We start from the raw sequence: 18,430 nt of genomic DNA, 5'->3' as shown, positions 1-18,430 counted from the left end.
GCGCGGGCCGCGCCGGTACGCGGCGGCACGGCCCGCGTCGCTCAGTGCCCGGCCGTGCCCAGCGCCTTGGCCTCCTTCTCCGGGGGCACGCCCTTCTGCGGGCGGTCCGGCCGCTGCGGCGCCTGTCCGCCCAGGGACCGCAGCCACTCCCAGGTGTCCGCCACCGTCTCCGCCACCGGCCGGCAGCGCAGCCCCGCCGCGTGGGCCTTCTCCACCCCGGTCCGGTGGAGGGTGTCGTGGTACCCCGCGTACTCCGGGCCCTCCGGTGGCACCCACACCGGCAGCTCCGTCCACGGCTCGATGCCGGCGGCCAACACGTCCTCGGGCGCGGTCCAGCGCAGCTCGGCGGCGGCTCCCGTGGCCGCCACGCAGGCCTCCAGCAGGCTGCCCATGGTGGCGTGCCCGCTCCGGCAGACCAGGTTGTACGGGCCGGACAGGCCCGCCTCGACGGCGTGCAGGATCCAGTCGGCGAGGTCGCGGACGTCGATGTACTGGAGCGGGAGCCCGGCCGGGCCCGGCGCCAGGACGGGGCCGCCGCGGGCGATGCGCGACAGCCACCACGGCAGCCGTCCGACGTTCTCGTACGGGCCGAGGATCAGCCCGGCCCGCGCGAACAGCGCCCCCTCGGCGCCGAAGGACTCCAGGGCCGCCAGCTCACCGCCCCGCTTGGCCTCCGCGTACGGCACGTCGCCCGCGTCCGGCGCGCCCGCCACCACCGGGGCCTCCTCGCCCAGCCCCGGCGCCTTCGGGAACTCGTAGACCGAACCGCTGGACACGTAGGCGTAGCGCTCCACGCGGCCCGACAGCAGCCGGGCCGTGTCCCGCACCGCAGAGGGCGCCCAGCTCCAGGTGTCCACGACCGCGTCCCACTCCCCCGTGCGCAGCGCGGCGAGCCCCTCCGGGGCGGTGCGGTCCCCGTGCAGCACCGCCGCGCCCCGCGGTGCCTCGTGCCGGCCCCGGTGGAAGACCGTGACCTGCCATCCCTTCGCGAGCGCGGCCTCGGTCACGGCCCGCCCGACGAACTCCGTACCACCCAATATCAGCAGTCTCATGGCGCTGACTCTGCCCGCACGGCCGTTCGGTCGCACCGCACCTCGCTGTGAGCGGAATCGGCAGGTGACGGTCGGAAGTCTCCAGAACCGCGCGCCGAAGACTGTAGGGAGTCACACCGCCTGGCGCGCTCGCACCGCCAACACTTGTGAGGTCGATATTCCGCTTCCATTCGCCCGCAGGGGGAGAGATGACCGGGTCGCGCGTCCTGGCGCTGGGCCACTATCAGCCCGCCAAGGTGCTCACCAACGACGACCTGGCCGAGTTCGTCGACACCGACGACGCCTGGATCACCAGCCGGGTCGGCATCCGTACACGCCACATCGCGGCGCCCGACGAGACCGTGGACGCGATGGCGTCGGCGGCCGCGGCGAAGGCGCTCGCGGCGAGCGGCCTGGCCCCGGCCGACATCGACCTCGTACTCGTCGCCACCTGCACGGCCACGGACCGCTCGCCGAACACGGCCGCCCGGGTGGCCGCCCGGCTCGGCCTCCCGGCGCCCGCCGCGATGGACGTCAACGTGGTGTGCGCGGGCTTCACCCATGCCCTGGCCACCGCCGACCACGCCATCCGGGCCGGCTCGGCGCGCAATGCGCTGGTGATCGGCGCCGAGAAGTTCACCGACGTCGTGGACTGGACGGACCGCTCGACCTGCATCCTGGTGGGCGACGGCGCGGGCGCCGCCGTGGTGACGGCCGCGGCGGAACCGGAGATCGGCCCTGTGCTGTGGGGCTCGGTGCCCGAGATGGGCGACGCGGTGCGCATCGAGGGCGAGCCCGCGCGCTTCTCCCAGGCGGGCCAGACGGTGTACCGCTGGGCCACCACCCAGCTGCCAGCCATCGCCCGGCAGGTGTGCGAGCGCTCCGGCGTACGCCCCGAGGAGCTGGCCGGCGTGGTCCTGCACCAGGCCAACCTGCGGATCATCGAACCGGTCGCGGAGCGCATCGGTGCGGTCAACGCGGTGATCTCCCGGGACGTCGTGGAGTCCGGCAACACCTCGGCGGCGTCGGTACCGCTGGCCTTCTCGAAGCTGGTCGAACGGCGCGAGGTCCCCTCGGGCGCGCCGGTCCTCCTCTTCGGGTTCGGCGGCAACCTCTCCTACGCGGGCCAGATCGTCCGCTGCCCGTAGGTGCGGCGCGGTGCCCGTACGCCCTTGGAGACTGCGCAGTGCCCGCACGAGTGCACGGCGCGGGGGACGTCCGATTCGTTCAAGACGGCCGCCTCACGCCTTCGTACGCTCGGCCCATGACTGACCGAACCACTGCCCACCACACGTCCGAGAACCCCGCCGAGCGGTCCGTCCCCGCGCCCCGGTTCGCCGCGATCGGCCTGGTCACCGCCGACATGGCCGCCTCGCTCGCCTTCTACCGGCGCCTCGGCCTGGACATCCCGGCGGAGGCCGACTCCGCCCCGCACGCCGAGGCGCAGCTGCCCGGCGGGCTGCGGCTGATGTGGGACACCTACGAGACGGTGCGCTCCTTCGCCCCCGACTGGACGCCGGCCCACGGGAACTCACCCGGGCTCGCCTTCGAGTGCGCGGCCCCGGCGGCGGTCGACGCCCTGTACGCGGAGTTGACCGGCGTCGGGTACCGCGGCGAGAAGAAGCCGTGGGACGCCGTCTGGGGCCAGCGTTACGCCGTCGTCCTGGACCCGGACGGCCACGGCGTCGACCTCTTCGCGCCGCTGCCCTGACAACGCGCCGGCCTCGGCCGGGCCCGTCACCTCAGAACACCGACCACCCGGTGAGCGTCGTGAAGTGGTCCAGGGCCGCCGCGCCGGCGACCGAGTTGCCGCGCGCGTCCAGCCCCGGGCTCCATACGCACAGCGTGCAGCGCCCGGGGACGATCGCCACGATGCCGCCGCCCACGCCGCTCTTGGCGGGCAGCCCCACCCGGTACGCGAACTCGCCCGCGGCGTCGTACGTGCCGCAGGTCAGCATCACCGCGTTGATCCGCTTGGCATCACGGGCCGCCAGCAGCCGGGACCCGTCGGCGCGCAGTCCGTGACGGGCGAGGAAGCCGCCGGCCGTGGCCAGGTCCCGGCAGCTCATCTCTATCGAGCACTGCCAGAAGTAGTGCTCGATGACGCTGGGCACCGGGTTCTCCAGGTTGCCGAAGCTCGCCATGAAGTGGGCCAGCGCGGCGTTCCGGTCCCCGTGGTCGGCCTCGGAGCCGGCCACCGCCCGGTCGAAGCCGATGTCCGGGTTGCCGCTCTCCTCCCGCAGGAAGTCCAGCATCGCGGTGGAGGCGTCGCCGGTGAGGGTCTGCAGCCGGTCGGTGACGACCAGCGCTCCGGCGTTGATGAACGGGTTCCGCGGGATGCCGTGCTCCCACTCCAGCTGCACGAGGGAGTTGAACGGCGTACCCGAGGGCTCGCGGCCCACCCGCTCCCAGATGCTCTGGTCCCCCTCCGCCAGGACGAGGGCGAGCGAGAACGCCTTGGAGACGGACTGCACGGAGAACGGGACCTCCCAGTCCCCGACCCCGTAGACGTCCCCGTTGATGTCGGCCAGCGCGATCCCGAAGCGGTCCGGCGAGACCCGCTCCAGCGCGGGGATGTAGTCGGCGACCTTCCCCTGCCGCACGAGCGGCTTCGCGTGTGCCGCCACCTCCTCCAGAACGCCCTGGTAGTCCATGGTCCATACGCTATCCCGGCGCGATGACCACCCCCAGCGGAGCACCTGCCAGCGTCTTCACCTCACGCGCCAGGTGGGCCTGGTCGGCATACCCGGCGACCGCGGCGACCTGTGCGTACGGCATGCCGGAGCGGGCCAGGTCCAGGGCACGCACCAGGCGCAGCACCCGGCCGAGGGTCTTGGGGCCGTACCCGAAGGCGGCCAGGCAGCGGCGGTGCAGCTGGCGCTCGCCCACGCCCACCGCGTCGGCCAGCTCGCCGACCGGTGTGCCCCGGGCCGCCGCCCGCGCGATGAGGGCACCGGCCGGGTCGGGGGCGGCCCCCTCGCGCAGCCGGCCGGCGGCCACCGCCTCCAGAAGCCGGCCGGGCGTGCCGTTCCCGGCCGGTCGGGTGGCCTCGGCCAGCTCGTCGGCCAGCCGCCGCACCCGGCTCGCCGGCCACAGGTCGTCGAGGGGGACGCGCAGATCACGGAGTACGTGCGCGGGCACCCCGAAGACGGCGGGGCCCTGTCCCGGGGCGAAGCGCAGGCCGACGACCGGCGACTCCGGGGCGCGCTCGGGAGGCTGCGGCAGGTGGGCACGGGTGTCCGGCCCCGCGACCAGCAGCCGGCCGTCGTACCAGATCAGGTCCGTGCAGCCGTCGGGCAGCACGGGGCGTGGCGCCGGTTCCGGGGACTTGGTCCACACGACCGCGCCGGGCAGCTCGGACGGCCGTTCCCGGTACACGTCCCCAGCCTGGCACGGGAACCGCCGCCGTGCCCCGCCCGTTGTTCGGGTACGGCACGCACCGGCCCGGGCAGGACGGGCGCCGGTGTCTGCGCACCGAAGGACCGACGCAGGAGGCAGCACGATGGCGGGATTCCTGGACCGTGCCAAGGAGCAGGCGCAGCGCGGCCTGGCTCAGGGCAAGCAGAAGGTGGACGAGGTGCAGCAGCAGCGCGCGGGCGCCGACCTGCTGAAGCGGCTGGGTGCCGCGTACTACGCGGAGCGGCGCGGCAGCGGTTCCCCGGAGGCCACGGCGGCGGCGGTGCAGGCCCTCGAAGCCCACATCGCGGTGCACGGGGACGGCTTCCTGCGCGGCACCTGACGACGGCGGGCGCGGGTCGTGCGCCGCAGCGGGCACCGGCGCGCGCCGTGTGGCGGAGTTCCCTGGGTGCCCTCGCGCGAAACCCGGCCTGCGGGGACATATGTCCAGCGTATGCCCCGTAAGCGGCCGGTTCGGCTCGCATTGGCCGCGAACTGCTGACCCCGAACCTCCCGTTCCAGTACAAGCGATTTACGAGGCGGTACGCGATCGGTGGCCGCCGTGCACCTGGAACGGAGGCGTCCATGGCCTCACCCATGTCGGCGGACAGATTCCTCGAAGCGCTGCGGGACGAAGGGCTGCGCGTCGTCGAGGTCGGCGACTGGCGCACCCACAACCGCAACCACAAGGGGCCCTGGGGCGGCGTGCACGGCGTGATGATCCACCACACCGTGACCTCGGGCTCGGAGGAGACCGTGCAGCTCTGCTACGACGGCCACCCGGAGCTGCCGGGTCCGCTGTGCCACGGCGTGATCACCAAGGACGGTACGGTCCACCTGGTCGGCCACGGCCGCGCCAACCACGCGGGACTCGGCGACGGCGACGTCCTGCGGGCGGTGATCGCCGAGAAGCGGCTGCCGCCGGACAACGAGGCCGACACCGACGGCAACCGCGTCTTCTACGGCTTCGAGTGCGAGAACCTGGGCGACGGCGCGGATCCCTGGCCGGACGTCCAGGTCGAGGCCATCGAGAAGGCGGCGGCCGCGCTGTGCCGGGTGCACGGCTGGACCGAGCGCTCGGTCATCGGCCACCTGGAGTGGCAGCCGGGCAAGGTCGACCCGCGCGGCTTCACGATGGACGCGCTGCGCGAGCGCATCGGTAAGCGGCTGCAGTGACCCGGACCGGCCCACGACCACCATGAGCCGCAGCGGCCCACGGTCGTGGTGACCCGGACCGGTGTCCGGCCGCGGCCGCCGGGCGGGCCGGAGCTCGGCACGGCAGTGGCCCGGACACCGATTCGATTCGCGGCGGCTGCCGCACCGACAATGGGGGCGTGACCGGCACCGTCCCCGACCCGATGACGCTGCGGCCGCGCCTGCCCTCCCCGGTCCAGGAGATCGAGGACGACCGGTTCGCGCGCCGCGGCATACGCCTGCTGCTCAAGCGGGACGACCTGATCCACCCGGACCTGCCGGGCAACAAATGGCGGAAGCTGGAGCCCAACCTCCGCGCCGCCGCGGCGGCCGGGGACCGCACGCTCCTCACGTTCGGCGGCGCGTACTCCAACCATCTGCGGGCCACGGCCGCGGCAGGCCGCCTGCTGGGCCTGGACACGATAGGCGTCGTACGGGGCGAGGAGCTGGCGGACCGGCCGCTGAACGGATCCCTGGCCCGCTGCGCGGCCGACGGCATGCGGCTGCACTTCCTCGACCGGGCCCGCTACCGCCGCAAGGACGCCCCCGAGGTGCTCGACGCGCTCCGCGCCCGCTTCGGGCCGTACCGCCTGGTCCCCGAGGGCGGCAGCAACGCGCTCGCCGCCCGCGGCTGCGCAGCGCTGGGCCACGAGCTGGCCGGGGCCGCCGACGTCGTGGCCGTGGCCTGCGGCACCGGTGGCACCCTCGCAGGCCTGGCCGCCGGGCTCGCCCCGGGACAGCGGGCGGTCGGCTTCCCCGTACTGAAGGGCGGCCCCGGGCCGGACCACTTCCTGGCGGCGGACGTGCTGCGCCTCCAGGAGGCGGCCTTCGGGGGCCGGCGCGGCGACTGGCGGCTGGACGCGGACTTCCACTGCGGCGGCTACGCGCGCACCACGCCCGCGCTGGAGGCGTTCGCCGCCGACTTCGAAGCGCGGCACGACCTGCCGCTGGAGCGCGTCTACGTGGCGAAGCTGCTGCTGGGCCTCGTGACGCGGGCCGAGGAGGGCGCCTTCGCGCCGGGCACCACCGTGGCCGCGGTGATCACCGGCACACCGTGACGCGGCCTGTCTTGTGGGGCGGCGCATCCCGTAGCGCGGCGTACGGCGTGCCTCGTAAGACCGCGTACGGCGTGCCTCGTACGGCCGCGTACGGCGTGTTCCGTAGGGCGGTGTTCGAGTGCCTCCTGGGGCCCGGCCTCTGCCGCTACTCCGGGCTCACCGTCTCCCGATAGGCCGCCGCCTCCTCCAGGTCCAGGCGGCGCAGCAGGGTCCGCAGCATCTCGTCGTCGATGCGCCGCGCGTCCCGCAGCTGCACGAAGACCTCGCGCTCCGCGCCGATCATCTCCCGCGAGAGCCGAAGGTAGGTGGCCTCCACCGACTCCCCCGTCGCCGCGTTCGGCGGTCCCAGCCGCTCCCACACCGCGTTGCGGCGCCGTTCCAGGACGGTGCGCAACCGGTCCTCCAGCGGCCCCGGCAAGGCGTTGCGCGGGTCCTCCAGGAGCTTGCGCAGTCGCTCTTCCGCCGCGTCCGACGCGTCGTTCTGGGCCTGCGCCTCGGCGAGCGTCTGGGCCTGCGGATCAGGGCCGGGCAGCTTCAGGGCCCGGATCAGCGGCGGCAGCGTCAGCCCCTGGATCACGAGGGTGCCGATGACGGTGCTGAAGGTCAGGAACAGCACCAGATTGCGCGCCGGGAACGGCTCCCCGTGTACCGCCACGGGGATGGAGAAGGCGATGGCCAGCGAGACCACGCCGCGCATCCCGGCCCACCCCACGATCACCGGCGTCGCCCGGGTCACCCCGGGCTCGCGCTCCCGGATGCGCGCCGACAGCCACCGGGGCAGATAGGTCGCGGGGAAGACCCACACGAAGCGCGCGAGCACGACCACCACGAAGACCACCGCGGCATACGCGAGGGCCTGCGCCGTGCTGAACTGCCCCAGCCCGCGCAGGACGACCGGCAGCTGCAGCCCGATGAGCGCGAACACCGCGGACTCCAGCACGAAGGAGACCATCGACCACACCGCGGCCTCCTGGAGTCGCGTCTCGAAGTTCACCTGCCAGGAGCGGTGCCCGAGATAGAGCCCGACCACCACGACGGCGAGCACTCCGGAGGCGCCGACCTGCTCCGCCGCCGCGTACGCCACGAACGGGATGAGCAGCGACAGGGTGTTCTCCAACAGTGCGTTGTCCCGCAGCTTGCAGCGCAGCCAGTGCAGCGGCCCCATGAGGACCAGCCCGATCCCGACGCCGCCGACCGACGCGATCGCGAACTCCTTCAGCCCGCCCGCCCAGGTCGCCCCCGCGCCGACGACGGCGGCCAGCGCCACCTTGTAGGCGGTGATCGCGGTGGCGTCGTTGACCAGCGACTCACCCTGCAGGATGGTCGTGATCCGGCCGGGCAGCCGCAGCCGGCGCGCGATGGCGGTGGCCGCCACCGCGTCCGGGGGCGCGACGACCGCACCCAGCACGAGGGCCGCGGTCAGCGGCAGGTCCGGGATCACGAGGTACGCGGCGTACCCGACGGCCACCGTCGCGAAGAGCACGTAGCCGATCGACAGCAGCGCCACGGGGCGCAGATTGGCCCGCAGGTCCAGGTAGGAGCTGTCCAGCGCCGCCGTGTGCAGCAGCGGCGGCAGCAACAGGGGCAGCACGACGTGCGGGTCGAGCGGGTAGTCGGGGACGCCGGGCAGGTATCCGGCACCGAGCCCGGCCGCGACGAGCAGCAGGGGTGCGGGCACCGGGGTGCGCCGCGCCAGTCCCGCCACCGCCGCGCTCCCGGCGACCAGCAACAGCAGTGGCATCACGTCCATGGCACGACCCCGTCCCCACGTTCCGGCTAACCTGGCAATCATGAGCGAGTGCCCGCACGTTCTCGAACTGCCGCGCCCCGAACCGGCCGCGCTGAGCGACACCTGCCCCGAGTGCCTCGCCATCGGCAGCCACCCCGTGCAGCTGCGACTCTGTCTGGTCTGCGGCCACGTCGGCTGCTGCGACTCCTCGCCGTACCGGCACGCCACCGCACACTTCGAGACGACCGGGCACCCGGTGATGCGCTCCTTCCACGCCGGCGACGACTGGCGCTGGTGCTTCGCCGACAAGTCCCTGGTCTGAGCGCGGGCGCCGCGCGGTCGGTGGCGTTCGGCGGCGCGTGCACGGGACCTCCGTCCCGCTTGCCGGTGGCCTTCGCCACGGCTGATTGTCAGTGGTGGCCGCTAGCCTTCAGAGCATGATCCGCACTGCGCAGCCCGCCGACGTACCCGCCATTCACGCCATGATTCGCGAACTCGCGGAGTACGAGCGCGAACCTGAGTCGGCGAAGGCGACCGTGGAGCAACTGCACGACGCTCTTTTCGGTGACCACCCGGCCGTCTTCGGACTGATCGCGGAGGAGTCGGGCGAGCCCGTGGGCTTTGCCCTGTGGTTTCGGAACTTCTCCACGTGGACGGGCACGCACGGTGTTTATCTGGAGGACCTGTACGTCCGCCCCGAGCACCGCGGTGGCGGACACGGCAAGGCGCTCCTGGCCGCCCTGGCGCAGCTGTGCGTCAGCCGGGGGTACGGACGTTTTGAATGGTCAGTCCTGGATTGGAATGAACCGTCCATCGGTATATACAAGTCGATCGGTGCACAGCCCATGGACGAATGGACCGTCTTCCGGCTCACTGGAGAGGCACTGCACGCGCTCGCAGCAACTGCAGATGTCAACGCAGCGTAACCGGAGCCGATTTGGCAGTGCAGACCCCTAGCCACTGTCCGTACCCGTAGGCTTACAATGAGTGACACTCGTGGGTTTGCGGGACACTGCGAGTCCCATCGTCGTGCCAGGTAGGCAGCCACGCCGATCCCGGGCGACATCGCACCGCAGATCGCGATAGCGTCACACAGCGCATGCGCGGTGCCGGGTGGCCGTTCCTTCCGCCGGGAGGATCCGGTCCGGCATGAATATCAGCTCAAACAGCTTGTGTCACCTTGGAGGTGAGGGTGTCCCAGATCGCAGGCGAGCCCGGGAATCAGGACTTCGTGGAAGTCCGGCTGCCCGCTGCGGGTGCCTACCTTTCGGTGCTGCGTACGGCCACGGCCGGACTGGCAGCCCGGTTGGACTTCACCCTCGACGAGATCGAGGATCTACGTATCGCCGTCGACGAGGCGTGCGCGATCCTCCTCCAGCAAGCCGTCCCCGGCAGTGTGCTGAGCTGCGTCTTCCGCCTGATCGACGACGCGCTGCAGGTGACCGTGTCGGCTCCCACCACCGACGGCCGCGCCCCCGAGCGCGACACCTTCGCCTGGACGGTGCTCTCGGCACTGGCCGGCAAGGTCGACTCCACCGTCGCAGAGGACCAGACGGTCAGCATCAGTCTGTACAAGGAGCGCGGCGCCGGTCCCGGACCGTCATGACCGAAGAGGGGGCCCTGTGAAGGATCTGGAGCGCGGCGCGCGGATGGAGCCGAGACTGGCCATCCCCGAGCAGCAGGCCCGGCCGCATCCGATGGGCACGGACGACCTCAGCGGCCGGTTGAACGCGGCGGAGCAGGCAGAGCGGGCGGACCACATGGACCACAGCGAGCAGCAGCGGCAGCAGCAGGATCCGCAGCATCACCCCCATGATGCGCACGATCCGCAGGACCGCAGCGGTGCCCGCGCGATGTTCTACGAGCTGCGCAAGCTTCCGGAGGGCTCCGACGAACGCGCGGAACTGCGCAACACCCTGGTCCGGATGCACCTGCCCCTGGTGGAGCATCTCGCCCGGCGCTTCCGCAACCGCGGCGAGCCGCTGGACGACCTGACCCAGGTCGCCACGATCGGCCTGATCAAGTCGGTGGACCGGTTCGATCCCGAGCGCGGCGTGGAGTTCTCCACGTACGCCACCCCGACCGTGGTCGGCGAGATCAAGCGGCACTTCCGCGACAAGGGCTGGGCGGTCCGGGTGCCTCGCCGGCTGCAGGAGCTGCGACTGTCGCTGACCACGGCGACCGCGGAGCTCTCCCAGCGGCACGGCCGTGCGCCCACGGTGCACGAGCTGGCCGAGCATCTGCGCATCTCGGAGGAGGAGGTGCTGGAGGGCCTGGAATCGGCCAATGCCTACAGCACCCTCTCGCTGGACGTTCCCGACACCGACGACGAGTCTCCCGCGGTCGCCGACACCCTGGGCGCCGAGGACGAGGCGCTGGAGGGCGTGGAGTACCGCGAATCCCTCAAGCCGCTGCTGGAGGACCTGCCGCCGCGCGAGAAGAAGATCCTGCTGCTGCGCTTCTTCGGCAACATGACCCAGTCGCAGATCGCCCAGGAGGTCGGCATCTCGCAGATGCACGTCTCCCGGCTGCTGGCCCGCACGCTGGCCCAGCTCCGCGACAAGTTGCTGGTCGAGGAGTAGCCGACCCCGGCGGGGCGGGAGACCGCCGGATCGCTTTCCCGGCCGCGCGACCCTTGGGCGCGGGCCGCACCGACGGACCACAAGGGGCTCACCGGGCCCCGCGGACCTCGGCGCGGCCCGCGCCCTTCGCGTACGGGCGCCCGCTCCCGCCGTGAGCCGGCGCTCATGCCCGCGCCGGGCCCGTTCCACGGCGCCCACTTGCCCTGCGCGCCCGCGCGAACCCGGGCGTACGGGCCTCCGGCGCGCCCGCGCGCACCATCGCGCCGGCCTGGGCCCGCCTGCGGCCACGCGCCCGCGCAGCCGACCGCGCACACAGAGCCGAAGACTCCTCGTACGGCGCCGAAGGCTCCCCGTACGGCCGAGCGGTCGCCGCACGCCTGTCCTTCCTTCGTCCGAGGGGCTGCTACGCGTCCTCGCGCGGACCGATGCCCAGGGCCTCGGTGGCGGTCGGATTGATCAGGAGGGCGAGGACGACGAGGGCCACCACGCCCAGCACGATGCCGCCCGCGAGCAACCCACCGCCGCCGTTGATCAGCGTCCAGGCCACCGGCAACGCCACGATCTGAGTGATCATCGAGGGCCCGCGGCTCCAGCGTCGCCGCAGCCACAGCCCGCGCGCGGCGATCAGCGGCAGCAGCGCCAGCACGATGAGGGTGATCCCGCCCATCTCGGCCTGCTGCGGGCTGTCCGGTGCGCCGGTGAGCCCGTCGACCAGCATGTAGATCCCGAGGGCCGCCAGCGCGAGCCCTTTCAGGCCCGTGAGCACGGCCGCCGCGGTCAGCCGGCGCGGCCGCGGCCCCGCCGGTCCGGGGGCGGGCGTGGGGGCGGCTGCGGTCCGGTTCTGCTTGCTGCTGCTCACCCCTGAAGGGTAGCGCCGGGGCCCGGTCCACCTGACGGGCAGGGCTGGGCCCCCGTACCAGCAGGTAGGTACGCTGCATCCCATGCGTGCACTTCTTGTGGTCAACCCCGCGGCAACCACCACCAGTGCGCGCACCCGTGACGTACTGGCCCACGCACTGGCCAGCGACCTGAAGCTGGAGGTCGCGCAGACCGAGTACCGCGGTCACGCGCGCGACCTGGCCCGCCGGGCCGCGGAGAGCGGCGAGACGGAGCTGGTGGTCGCGCTCGGCGGCGACGGCACGGTCAACGAGGTCGTCAACGGTCTGCTGACACACGGCCCCGACCCGGAGGGCCTGCCGCGCCTCGCCGTGGTCCCCGGCGGCTCCACCAACGTCTTCGCCCGCGCCCTCGGCCTGCCGAACGACGCCGTGGAGGCCACCGGCGCGTTGCTGGACGCCTTGCGGGACGGCAACGAAAGAACGGTCGGGCTGGGTTTGGCCGCCGGCACAGCGGACACCCAGGACGAAATGATTCCCGAGCGCTGGTTCACCTTCTGCGCGGGCTTCGGCTTCGACGCCGGTGTCGTGGGTCGAGTCGAACAGCAGCGCGAACGTGGCAAGCGTTCGACCCACGCGCTGTACGTGCGGCAGGTCATGCGCCAGTTCATGGGTGACCCGCACCGCCGGCACGGCACGATCACGCTGGAGCACCCGGGCGCCGAACCAGGCACGACGGAGGTGATCGAAGATCTCGTCCTCTCCATAATCTGCAACACCGCCCCCTGGACCTACCTGGGCAATCGCCCGGTGTACCCGGCCCCGCGGGCGTCCTTCGACACCGCTCTGGACGTCTTCGCGCTGACCCGGTTGTCCACGCCGGCGGTCGCGCGCTACGCCACCCAGCTGCTCGCGTCAACCCCCGATCGCGGGCCACAGGGAAAGCACGCCGTATCGCTCCATGATCAGACCGACTTCACCTTGCATTCACAGGTTCCACTGCCCTTTCAGATGGACGGCGACCACCTGGGACTGCGTTCCAGCGTGACGTTCACAGGCGTACGCCGTGCACTGCGTGTGATTGTGTGAGCAGTAGAGCCTAAAGTCCTTTCAGTCGAACGTTTAGGCTGACTTCCACCCCCTAGAAGTACGGCTGTGACCTAGGCGACACCAAGGAATCAAAAAAAAGTTTCCGGAAGGGGTTGTATCCGTCGCCGAGGTTTGCGAGTCTCTTCATGGCGATCGGGACGGCCGCTCTACCGGCCCCCTTGAGAGCCCGAACCCCCTCCTCTTTTCCAGGACCGCACCAGCCCATGCGGGCGTCGGCCCTTCCCTTGCGGAGGGATTCGTGAAAGCGTTCACATTCACAAGCAACTTTCCCGTAATACGAGGAGATGGAGCAGCCATGGACTGGCGTCACCGCGCCGTTTGCCGCGAGGAAGACCCCGAGCTCTTCTTCCCCATCGGCAACACCGGTCCTGCGCTGCTGCAGATCGAGGAAGCCAAGGCCGTCTGCCGCCGCTGCCCCGTCATGGAGCAGTGCCTGCAGTGGGCGCTCGAGTCCGGCCAGGACTCCGGCGTCTGGGGTGGTCTGAGCGAGGACGAGCGCCGCGCAATGAAGCGCCGTGCGGCTCGTAACCGGGCGCGGAACGCCAGCGCCTGAACCAGACGCCCCGTGGCATCCGAGCCGCAGCGCGCAGTACCCCCGATGCTCCCCCATAGCCTGAAGGGCATGGGAGGTACCCCCACCGCAAGATGAGCTTTGAGCCCCGGACCGTAACTCGGTCCGGGGCTTACTGCTGTCCTGAGCCGGGTGCGGGGCCGAGACCGGCTCGCGGCCGGAGCCGCTGCCGCCCCGTACGGCCGACGCACGCCGGGGGCGCACGGAGGCACGTACGGAGTCGGCGCGTCGCCCGGCGCGCTCCTCAGTGCTTGTCGGCCCGTACCGGGATGTCCAGCACCACCTGGGTGCCGCGCTCGGGCGCCGGCAGCATGTCGAAGGTGCCGCCCATCTCGCCCTCGACCAGCGTGCGCACGATCTGCAGGCCGAGGTTGCCGGCCCGCTGCGGGTCGAAGCCCTCGGGCAGCCCGCGGCCGTCGTCCTGGACGGTGACCCGCAGCCGCGGCTCCGCGGGGCTGCCGCCGCGTACCGCGCCCACCTCGACCGTGCCCAGCTCGCCCGGCGCGAAGGCGTGCTCCAGGGCGTTCTGCAGCACTTCGGTGAGCACCATCGACAGCGGCGTCGCGACCTCGGCGTCCAGGATCCCGAAGCGGCCGGTACGCCGCCCGGCGACCTTCCCCGGCGAGATCTCCGCCACCATGGCCAGCACCCGGTCGGCGATCTCGTCGAACTCCACCCGCTCGTCCAGCGTCTGGGAGAGCGTCTCGTGCACGATGGCGATCGAACCGACCCTGCGGACGGCCTCGTTGAGCGCCTCGCGCCCTTGGAGCGAATCCATCCGACGGGCCTGCAGCCGCAAGAGGGCGGCCACGGTCTGCAGGTTGTTCTTCACCCGGTGGTGGATTTCCCGGATGGTCGCGTCCTTCGTAATCAATTCGCGCTCTCGGCGTCGCAATTCGGTGACGTCGCGCAGCAGCACGAGTGAACCGATGTGCGTGCCCTTCGGTTTGAGCGGGATGGCGCGCAATTGAATGACGCCGTCCTCCCCCTCCACCTCGAATTCGCGCGGCGCCCAGCCGCTGGCGAGCTTCACCAGGGCCTCGTCGACGGGGCCGCGCGCCGGCGCCAGTTCGGCGGTGGCGCGGCCGAGGTGATGGCCCACGAGGTCGGCGGCGAGTCCGAGGCGGTGGTAGGCGGAGAGCGCGTTGGGGCTGGCGTACTGGACGACGCCGTCGGCGTCGAGCCGGATGAGCCCGTCGCCGGCGCGTGGCGAGGCGTCCATGTCGACCTGCTGGCCGGGGAAGGGAAACGATCCTGCAGCGATCATCTGCGCCAGGTCGGACGCGCTCTGCAGGTAGGTCAGCTCCAGCCGGCTGGGCGTCCGCACGGTCAGCAGGTTGGTGTTCCGCGCGATGACGCCCAGCACCCGGCCCTCGCGGCGCACGGGGATGGACTCCACCCGTACCGGTACCTCCTCGCGCCACTCGGGGTCGCCCTCGCGCACGATGCGGCCCTCGTCCAGCGCGGAGTCGAGCATGGGGCGGCGCCCGCGCGGCACCAGATGGCCGACCATGTCGTCCTGGTACGAGGTGGGCCCGGTGTTCGGGCGCATCTGCGCGACCGACACGTACCGGGTGCCGTCCAGGGTCGGCACCCACAGGACGAGGTCGGCGAAGGACAGGTCCGAGAGCAGCTGCCATTCGGAGACCAGCGTGTGGAGCCACTCCAGGTCGGAGTCGCTCAGGGCGGTGTGCTGGCGGACGAGATCGTTCATGGAGGGCACGTATGCGAGCCTACCGGCGTACGGTGTAGGCGTTGACCGCGCACAGGCATGGACGCATGAGCCTGGTCTAGTCCACAATGAATCGGTAAAGGCCTCCGCCTTCCCCGCACAGGAAGGCGGATAGAGGACCGAGGCGCTCTCTGCCCTGACTGCGCCGCGGCCTCCGATCGGCCGGACCGGGCGCCGCGAGGAACCGCACACCTCACGGCGTGCACCGGCCGATGTCAGCTCCGGGCTGCGGTGCCGGACAGGTTGAGGGTCCTGTCCCGGCGCCGCGGCCCGCGGGTGTTTTTCGGAGTCTTTTTCCTGCTCCCGGCCCTCTGCCGCTCCCCCGTGCGGGTGATCGGGCGGGCCTTTCGACACGCGACGCGACGCGGCCCCCGCTCCCGGAGGAGCAGGGGCCGCACAGGTGAGGGAGGGGCGCCGGCCGGACGGAGCCGGCGCGGACCGCCGGGGAGGACGATGTCCGCCCCTCCCCCGGTCAGCGGGTCTCGGTGACCTTGGCGAGGGAGCGGGGCGCGTCCGGGTCCTGGCCGCGGGCGATGGTCACCTCGTACGCGAGCATCTGCAGGGGCAGGATCTCCAGGATCGGCTGGACCTCCTCGGCGACACCGTCGGTGGGCAGTGCGAAGCCCGCGGCGGCCTTGTCGACCTCGCTCTGGCTGCCGACGACGACCAGGTCGGCGCCGCGGCCGCGGAGCCGCTCCAGCACCGGCTGGAGGGCCTCGCCGCCCTTGCCCTCGGTGACGATCGCGATGACCGGCGAGATGTTGTCGACCATGGCCAGGGGGCCGTGCAGCAGGTCGGCGCCGGAGTAGGACAGCGCCGGGATGTAGCTGGTCTCCATCAGCTTCAGCGCGGCTTCCTTGGCGGTCGGGTAGCCGTAACCGCGGGAGGTGAGGACCATCCGCTCCGCGAAGCGGTAGCGGGCGGCGAGCGCCTTGACCTCGTCCTGGCGGGCCAGGACGGACTCGGCGAGGTCGGGCAGCGCCTTGGCGGCCGCCCCGTCGCCGCCGCGCAGCCCCTCCACGAAGAGGTACAGGGCCAGCAGCTCGGCGGTGTACGTCTTCGTGGCCGGCAGCGCCTTCTCCGAGCCGGCGAGCACGTCGATGTGGAACTCGCTGACCTCGGCGAGCGGGGAGTCGGCGTTGTTGGTCACCGCGAGGGTGATCGCGCCGGCCGCGCGGGCTGCCTTGGTGGAGGCGACCAGGTCGGGCGAGCCGCCGGACTGGCTGACGGTGATGACCAGGCAGTCGGTGAGGTCGGGCCGGGCACCGTAGGCGGTGGTGGTGGACATGGAGGTGAGGCCGCAGGGCTTGCCGAGCTGCACTTCCAGCAGGTACTTGGCGTACAGCGCCGCGTTGTCGGAGGTACCGCGGGCGGTGAGCAGGACGAAGCGCGGGTTGCGGGCGGCGATCCGCTCGGCGACCTCACGGATCTTGGGAGCACCCTCGGTGAGGATGCGGCGCAGCACGGCGGGCTGTTCGGCCATCTCACCGGACATGATCCGGCCCGGCTGCTCACTGTGCTGGGCCGGCGTCGTGGCGGACATGCTGGGTGCCTCCAGGTGGCAGTTCTATGCGGTTCGTGTGCCCGCGGGCGTCAGCGGCCGGCAGTGCTGCCGGCGATGACCTCCGCGGCGGCCCGTCCGCAAACGCGGGCGGCCCCGTGAGTCGCGATGTGCAGCGCTCCGGTGGGCGGCGCCTGCGGGACTCCCATCTCGACCACGACGGTGTCGGGCCGATCGGCGACGAGAGCGGCGAGGGCGTCGGCCATCCAGGGGTGCCGGTGAACGTCGCGTACCACTGCGACGATCCTACGATCCGCCGCCTCGCGGAGCACATTTGAGATCATTGCGGGCGTACCGGTCTCGGCGGCCTGCGCGGCGCTGAAGGAGCCGGTCTCGGTTCCGGGGAGCAACCGCGTGAGTTCGGCGGCCACGCCCCAGGGCGTCTCGTCGCCCACGGCGATGTTGGCGACCGGGGTGAAGGCCGCGACGTACGCCGGCGTGTTCAGCGGCTCGTACGGGGTGCTGCCCGCCGTCAGCCGTAGTGCCCGCCGGGCGGCCCGCAGTCCGACCTCGGAGTCGGCGGCCGGGCCGGACGCCGTCGCGGCGGCCGTGCGGTACGGCGCTGTCGTGCTCTCCCCCGTGGTCCGGATCCACTGCGCGGTGTCCCGGGTCCACTGCGACAGGGTGCGGACCCGGGCGGCGGCGTCGGCGAGGCGTTCCTCGGGGAGGTCGCCGGAGCGCACGGCGTGCACGAGGGCGTCGCGGAGGCGGAGGACGGTGTGCTCGTCGGCGAGGCCGCCGCCGACGCAGATGGCGTCGGCGCCCGCGGCGATGGCGAGCACGCTGCCGCGTTCGATGCCGTAGGTGGCGGCGATGGCCTGCATCTCGACGGCGTCGGTGACGATCAGGCCGTCGAAGCCGAGGCCGCCGGCCGCCGCGGGTGCGCGCAGCAGGCCGTGCAGGGCGGCCGGGCTGAGGGTGGCGGGCAGGTCGTCGTCGAGGGCCGGTACGAGGATGTGGGCGCTCATGACGGCCTTGGTGCCGGCGTCGACGGCGGCCTTGAAGGGCACGAGTTCGCGGGCGTGCAGGGTGTCCAGGCCGGCGTCGATGCGGGGCATGTCGTGGTGGGAGTCGACGGCGGTGTCGCCGTGCCCGGGGAAGTGCTTGGTGCAGGCGGCGACGCCGGCGGACTGCATGCCCCGGACGTAGGCGGCGGTGTGCCGGGCGACGAGGCCGGGGTCGGCGCCGAAGGACCGTACGCCGATGACGGGGTTGCCGGGGTTGGAGTTGACGTCGGCGCTGGGGGCCCAGTTGAGGTTGACGCCGCACTCCGCGAGGCGGCGGCCGAGTTCGCGGGCGACGGCCTGGGTGAGCGCTGGATCGTCGACGGCACCGAGGGCGAGGTTGCCGGGGAAGGAGGAGCCGCCGCGCACTTCCAGGCGGGTGACGTCGCCGCCTTCTTCGTCGATGGCGATGAGGATGCCGTCGGTCTCGGCGCGCAGGCGGGTGTTGAGGGCGGCGAGCTGTTCGGGGGTGTGGACGTTGCGTCCGAACAGGCCGACCGAGGTGAGGCCCTCGCCGAGGCGGCGCAGCAGCCAGTCCGGTGCCTCGGTGCCGGTGAAGCCGGGCTGGAGGACGGCCAGCGCGTCGCGGGTGAGGGTGTCGGCGGAGCGGGCGAGCGTCGTCATGG

At 72.4% G+C, this 18,430-nt stretch carries 19 protein-coding genes; 11 read left to right on the top strand and 8 right to left on the bottom strand.

The window, feature by feature from the left end:
• Positions 1–41 precede the first annotated feature (41 nt).
• On the bottom strand, positions 42–1,052 hold the full coding sequence (locus IF20_RS26165; RefSeq protein WP_052867792.1) for an NAD-dependent epimerase/dehydratase family protein: 1,011 nt from the start codon (positions 1,050–1,052) through the stop codon (positions 42–44).
• A gap of 188 nt (positions 1,053–1,240) precedes the next feature.
• On the opposite strand from IF20_RS26165, the gene IF20_RS26160 reads away from it, so the two are divergent.
• Positions 1,241–2,179 (top strand): beta-ketoacyl-ACP synthase III, encoded by a 939-nt coding sequence (locus IF20_RS26160; RefSeq protein ID WP_052867791.1) that lies wholly within the window; start codon positions 1,241–1,243, stop codon positions 2,177–2,179.
• A gap of 116 nt (positions 2,180–2,295) precedes the next feature.
• Entirely contained in the window at positions 2,296–2,742 is a 447-nt protein-coding gene (locus IF20_RS26155) for a VOC family protein (RefSeq protein ID WP_110944550.1), read from the top strand.
• A 31-nt stretch (positions 2,743–2,773) separates the two neighbouring features.
• Here IF20_RS26155 and IF20_RS26150 read toward each other — a convergent pair whose 3' ends face one another.
• Both IF20_RS26150 and IF20_RS26145 read right to left on the bottom strand, forming a co-directional pair.
• Entirely contained in the window at positions 2,774–3,685 is a 912-nt protein-coding gene (locus IF20_RS26150; protein WP_052867790.1) for a glutaminase, read from the bottom strand.
• Between the two features lie 10 nt (positions 3,686–3,695).
• The gene (locus IF20_RS26145; RefSeq protein ID WP_052867789.1) at positions 3,696–4,409 is read right to left on the bottom strand and encodes a helix-turn-helix transcriptional regulator; all 714 of its coding nucleotides are present in this window, start codon (positions 4,407–4,409) and stop codon (positions 3,696–3,698) included.
• A gap of 124 nt (positions 4,410–4,533) precedes the next feature.
• On the opposite strand from IF20_RS26145, the gene IF20_RS26140 reads away from it, so the two are divergent.
• From IF20_RS26140 to IF20_RS26130, 3 genes are all read left to right on the top strand, one after another.
• Complete coding sequence (locus IF20_RS26140) at positions 4,534–4,770, top strand: hypothetical protein (RefSeq protein WP_052867788.1); 237 nt, start codon at positions 4,534–4,536, stop codon at positions 4,768–4,770.
• A gap of 242 nt (positions 4,771–5,012) precedes the next feature.
• Positions 5,013–5,603, top strand: coding sequence for an N-acetylmuramoyl-L-alanine amidase (locus tag IF20_RS26135; RefSeq protein WP_052867787.1), 591 nt, complete (start codon positions 5,013–5,015; stop codon positions 5,601–5,603).
• A gap of 182 nt (positions 5,604–5,785) precedes the next feature.
• Entirely contained in the window at positions 5,786–6,679 is an 894-nt protein-coding gene (locus IF20_RS26130; protein WP_199896746.1) for a 1-aminocyclopropane-1-carboxylate deaminase/D-cysteine desulfhydrase, read from the top strand.
• Positions 6,680–6,824: 145 nt separating this feature from the next.
• Here IF20_RS26130 and IF20_RS26125 read toward each other — a convergent pair whose 3' ends face one another.
• Positions 6,825–8,429: a Na+/H+ antiporter gene (locus IF20_RS26125; RefSeq protein ID WP_052867785.1), complete on the bottom strand. Its 1,605-nt coding sequence runs from the start codon at positions 8,427–8,429 to the stop codon at positions 6,825–6,827.
• Between the two features lie 40 nt (positions 8,430–8,469).
• Here IF20_RS26125 and IF20_RS26120 point away from each other — a divergent pair, with 40 nt between their 5' ends.
• The 4 genes from IF20_RS26120 (at position 8,470) to IF20_RS26105 (ending at position 10,990) form a co-directional block, all read left to right on the top strand.
• Positions 8,470–8,730 carry a UBP-type zinc finger domain-containing protein gene (locus IF20_RS26120; protein WP_052867784.1) on the top strand — a complete coding sequence of 87 codons (261 nt, stop codon included), beginning with the start codon at positions 8,470–8,472 and terminating at the stop codon, positions 8,728–8,730.
• Between the two features lie 115 nt (positions 8,731–8,845).
• Positions 8,846–9,334 (top strand): GNAT family N-acetyltransferase, encoded by a 489-nt coding sequence (locus IF20_RS26115; RefSeq protein WP_052867835.1) that lies wholly within the window; start codon positions 8,846–8,848, stop codon positions 9,332–9,334.
• 266 nt (positions 9,335–9,600) lie between these two features.
• Positions 9,601–10,014, top strand: a complete 414-nt coding sequence (locus tag IF20_RS26110; RefSeq protein ID WP_030264314.1) for an ATP-binding protein — start codon at positions 9,601–9,603, stop codon at positions 10,012–10,014.
• Positions 10,015–10,057: 43 nt separating this feature from the next.
• A complete protein-coding gene (locus IF20_RS26105; RefSeq protein ID WP_052867834.1) occupies positions 10,058–10,990 on the top strand; it encodes an RNA polymerase sigma factor SigF in 933 nt (310 codons plus the stop codon).
• Between the two features lie 403 nt (positions 10,991–11,393).
• On the opposite strand, the gene IF20_RS26100 is transcribed toward IF20_RS26105, so the two are convergent.
• Positions 11,394–11,849, bottom strand: a complete 456-nt coding sequence (locus tag IF20_RS26100) for a hypothetical protein (RefSeq protein WP_052867783.1) — start codon at positions 11,847–11,849, stop codon at positions 11,394–11,396.
• Positions 11,850–11,931: 82 nt separating this feature from the next.
• On the opposite strand from IF20_RS26100, the gene IF20_RS26095 reads away from it, so the two are divergent.
• Positions 11,932–12,915: a diacylglycerol/lipid kinase family protein gene (locus IF20_RS26095; protein WP_052867782.1), complete on the top strand. Its 984-nt coding sequence runs from the start codon at positions 11,932–11,934 to the stop codon at positions 12,913–12,915.
• A 316-nt stretch (positions 12,916–13,231) separates the two neighbouring features.
• Positions 13,232–13,489 (top strand): WhiB family transcriptional regulator, encoded by a 258-nt coding sequence (locus tag IF20_RS26090; RefSeq protein ID WP_003983230.1) that lies wholly within the window; start codon positions 13,232–13,234, stop codon positions 13,487–13,489.
• Between the two features lie 262 nt (positions 13,490–13,751).
• Here the strand turns inward: IF20_RS26090 and IF20_RS26085 are convergent, their stop codons facing one another.
• From IF20_RS26085 to IF20_RS26075, 3 genes are all read right to left on the bottom strand, one after another.
• On the bottom strand, positions 13,752–15,221 hold the full coding sequence (locus IF20_RS26085; RefSeq protein ID WP_052867781.1) for a sensor histidine kinase: 1,470 nt from the start codon (positions 15,219–15,221) through the stop codon (positions 13,752–13,754).
• 490 nt (positions 15,222–15,711) lie between these two features.
• Positions 15,712–16,782: an SIS domain-containing protein gene (locus IF20_RS26080; protein WP_052867780.1), complete on the bottom strand. Its 1,071-nt coding sequence runs from the start codon at positions 16,780–16,782 to the stop codon at positions 15,712–15,714.
• A gap of 50 nt (positions 16,783–16,832) precedes the next feature.
• Positions 16,833–18,428, bottom strand: a complete 1,596-nt coding sequence (locus IF20_RS26075) for a glycoside hydrolase family 3 protein (RefSeq protein WP_052867779.1) — start codon at positions 18,426–18,428, stop codon at positions 16,833–16,835.
• Positions 18,429–18,430: the final 2 nt, after the last annotated feature.

Source organism: Streptomyces niger, assembly GCF_000718305.1.
In the GTDB taxonomy this organism is placed as follows: Bacteria; Actinomycetota; Actinomycetes; order Streptomycetales; family Streptomycetaceae; genus Streptomyces; species Streptomyces niger.
Note: the sequence above shows the minus strand (reverse complement) of the source record. Positions and strands in the feature narration are given on the sequence as shown.

Excerpts from the sequence above, each read along its gene's own strand:
- IF20_RS26165 (WP_052867792.1), bottom strand. The coding sequence starts at position 1,052 with ATGAGACTGCTGATATTGGGTGGTACGGAGTTCGTCGGGCGGGCCGTG.
- IF20_RS26160 (WP_052867791.1), top strand. The coding sequence starts at position 1,241 with ATGACCGGGTCGCGCGTCCTGGCGCTGGGCCACTATCAGCCCGCCAAG.
- IF20_RS26155 (WP_110944550.1), top strand. The coding sequence starts at position 2,296 with ATGACTGACCGAACCACTGCCCACCACACGTCCGAGAACCCCGCCGAG.
- IF20_RS26150 (WP_052867790.1), bottom strand. The coding sequence starts at position 3,685 with ATGGACTACCAGGGCGTTCTGGAGGAGGTGGCGGCACACGCGAAGCCG.
- IF20_RS26140 (WP_052867788.1), top strand. The coding sequence starts at position 4,534 with ATGGCGGGATTCCTGGACCGTGCCAAGGAGCAGGCGCAGCGCGGCCTG.
- IF20_RS26135 (WP_052867787.1), top strand. The coding sequence starts at position 5,013 with ATGGCCTCACCCATGTCGGCGGACAGATTCCTCGAAGCGCTGCGGGAC.
- IF20_RS26130 (WP_199896746.1), top strand. The coding sequence starts at position 5,786 with ATGACGCTGCGGCCGCGCCTGCCCTCCCCGGTCCAGGAGATCGAGGAC.
- IF20_RS26125 (WP_052867785.1), bottom strand. The coding sequence starts at position 8,429 with ATGGACGTGATGCCACTGCTGTTGCTGGTCGCCGGGAGCGCGGCGGTG.
- IF20_RS26120 (WP_052867784.1), top strand. The coding sequence starts at position 8,470 with ATGAGCGAGTGCCCGCACGTTCTCGAACTGCCGCGCCCCGAACCGGCC.
- IF20_RS26115 (WP_052867835.1), top strand. The coding sequence starts at position 8,846 with ATGATCCGCACTGCGCAGCCCGCCGACGTACCCGCCATTCACGCCATG.
- IF20_RS26105 (WP_052867834.1), top strand. The coding sequence starts at position 10,058 with ATGGAGCCGAGACTGGCCATCCCCGAGCAGCAGGCCCGGCCGCATCCG.
- IF20_RS26095 (WP_052867782.1), top strand. The coding sequence starts at position 11,932 with ATGCGTGCACTTCTTGTGGTCAACCCCGCGGCAACCACCACCAGTGCG.
- IF20_RS26090 (WP_003983230.1), top strand. The coding sequence starts at position 13,232 with ATGGACTGGCGTCACCGCGCCGTTTGCCGCGAGGAAGACCCCGAGCTC.
- IF20_RS26085 (WP_052867781.1), bottom strand. The coding sequence starts at position 15,221 with ATGAACGATCTCGTCCGCCAGCACACCGCCCTGAGCGACTCCGACCTG.
- IF20_RS26080 (WP_052867780.1), bottom strand. The coding sequence starts at position 16,782 with ATGTCCGCCACGACGCCGGCCCAGCACAGTGAGCAGCCGGGCCGGATC.
- IF20_RS26075 (WP_052867779.1), bottom strand. The coding sequence starts at position 18,428 with ATGACGACGCTCGCCCGCTCCGCCGACACCCTCACCCGCGACGCGCTG.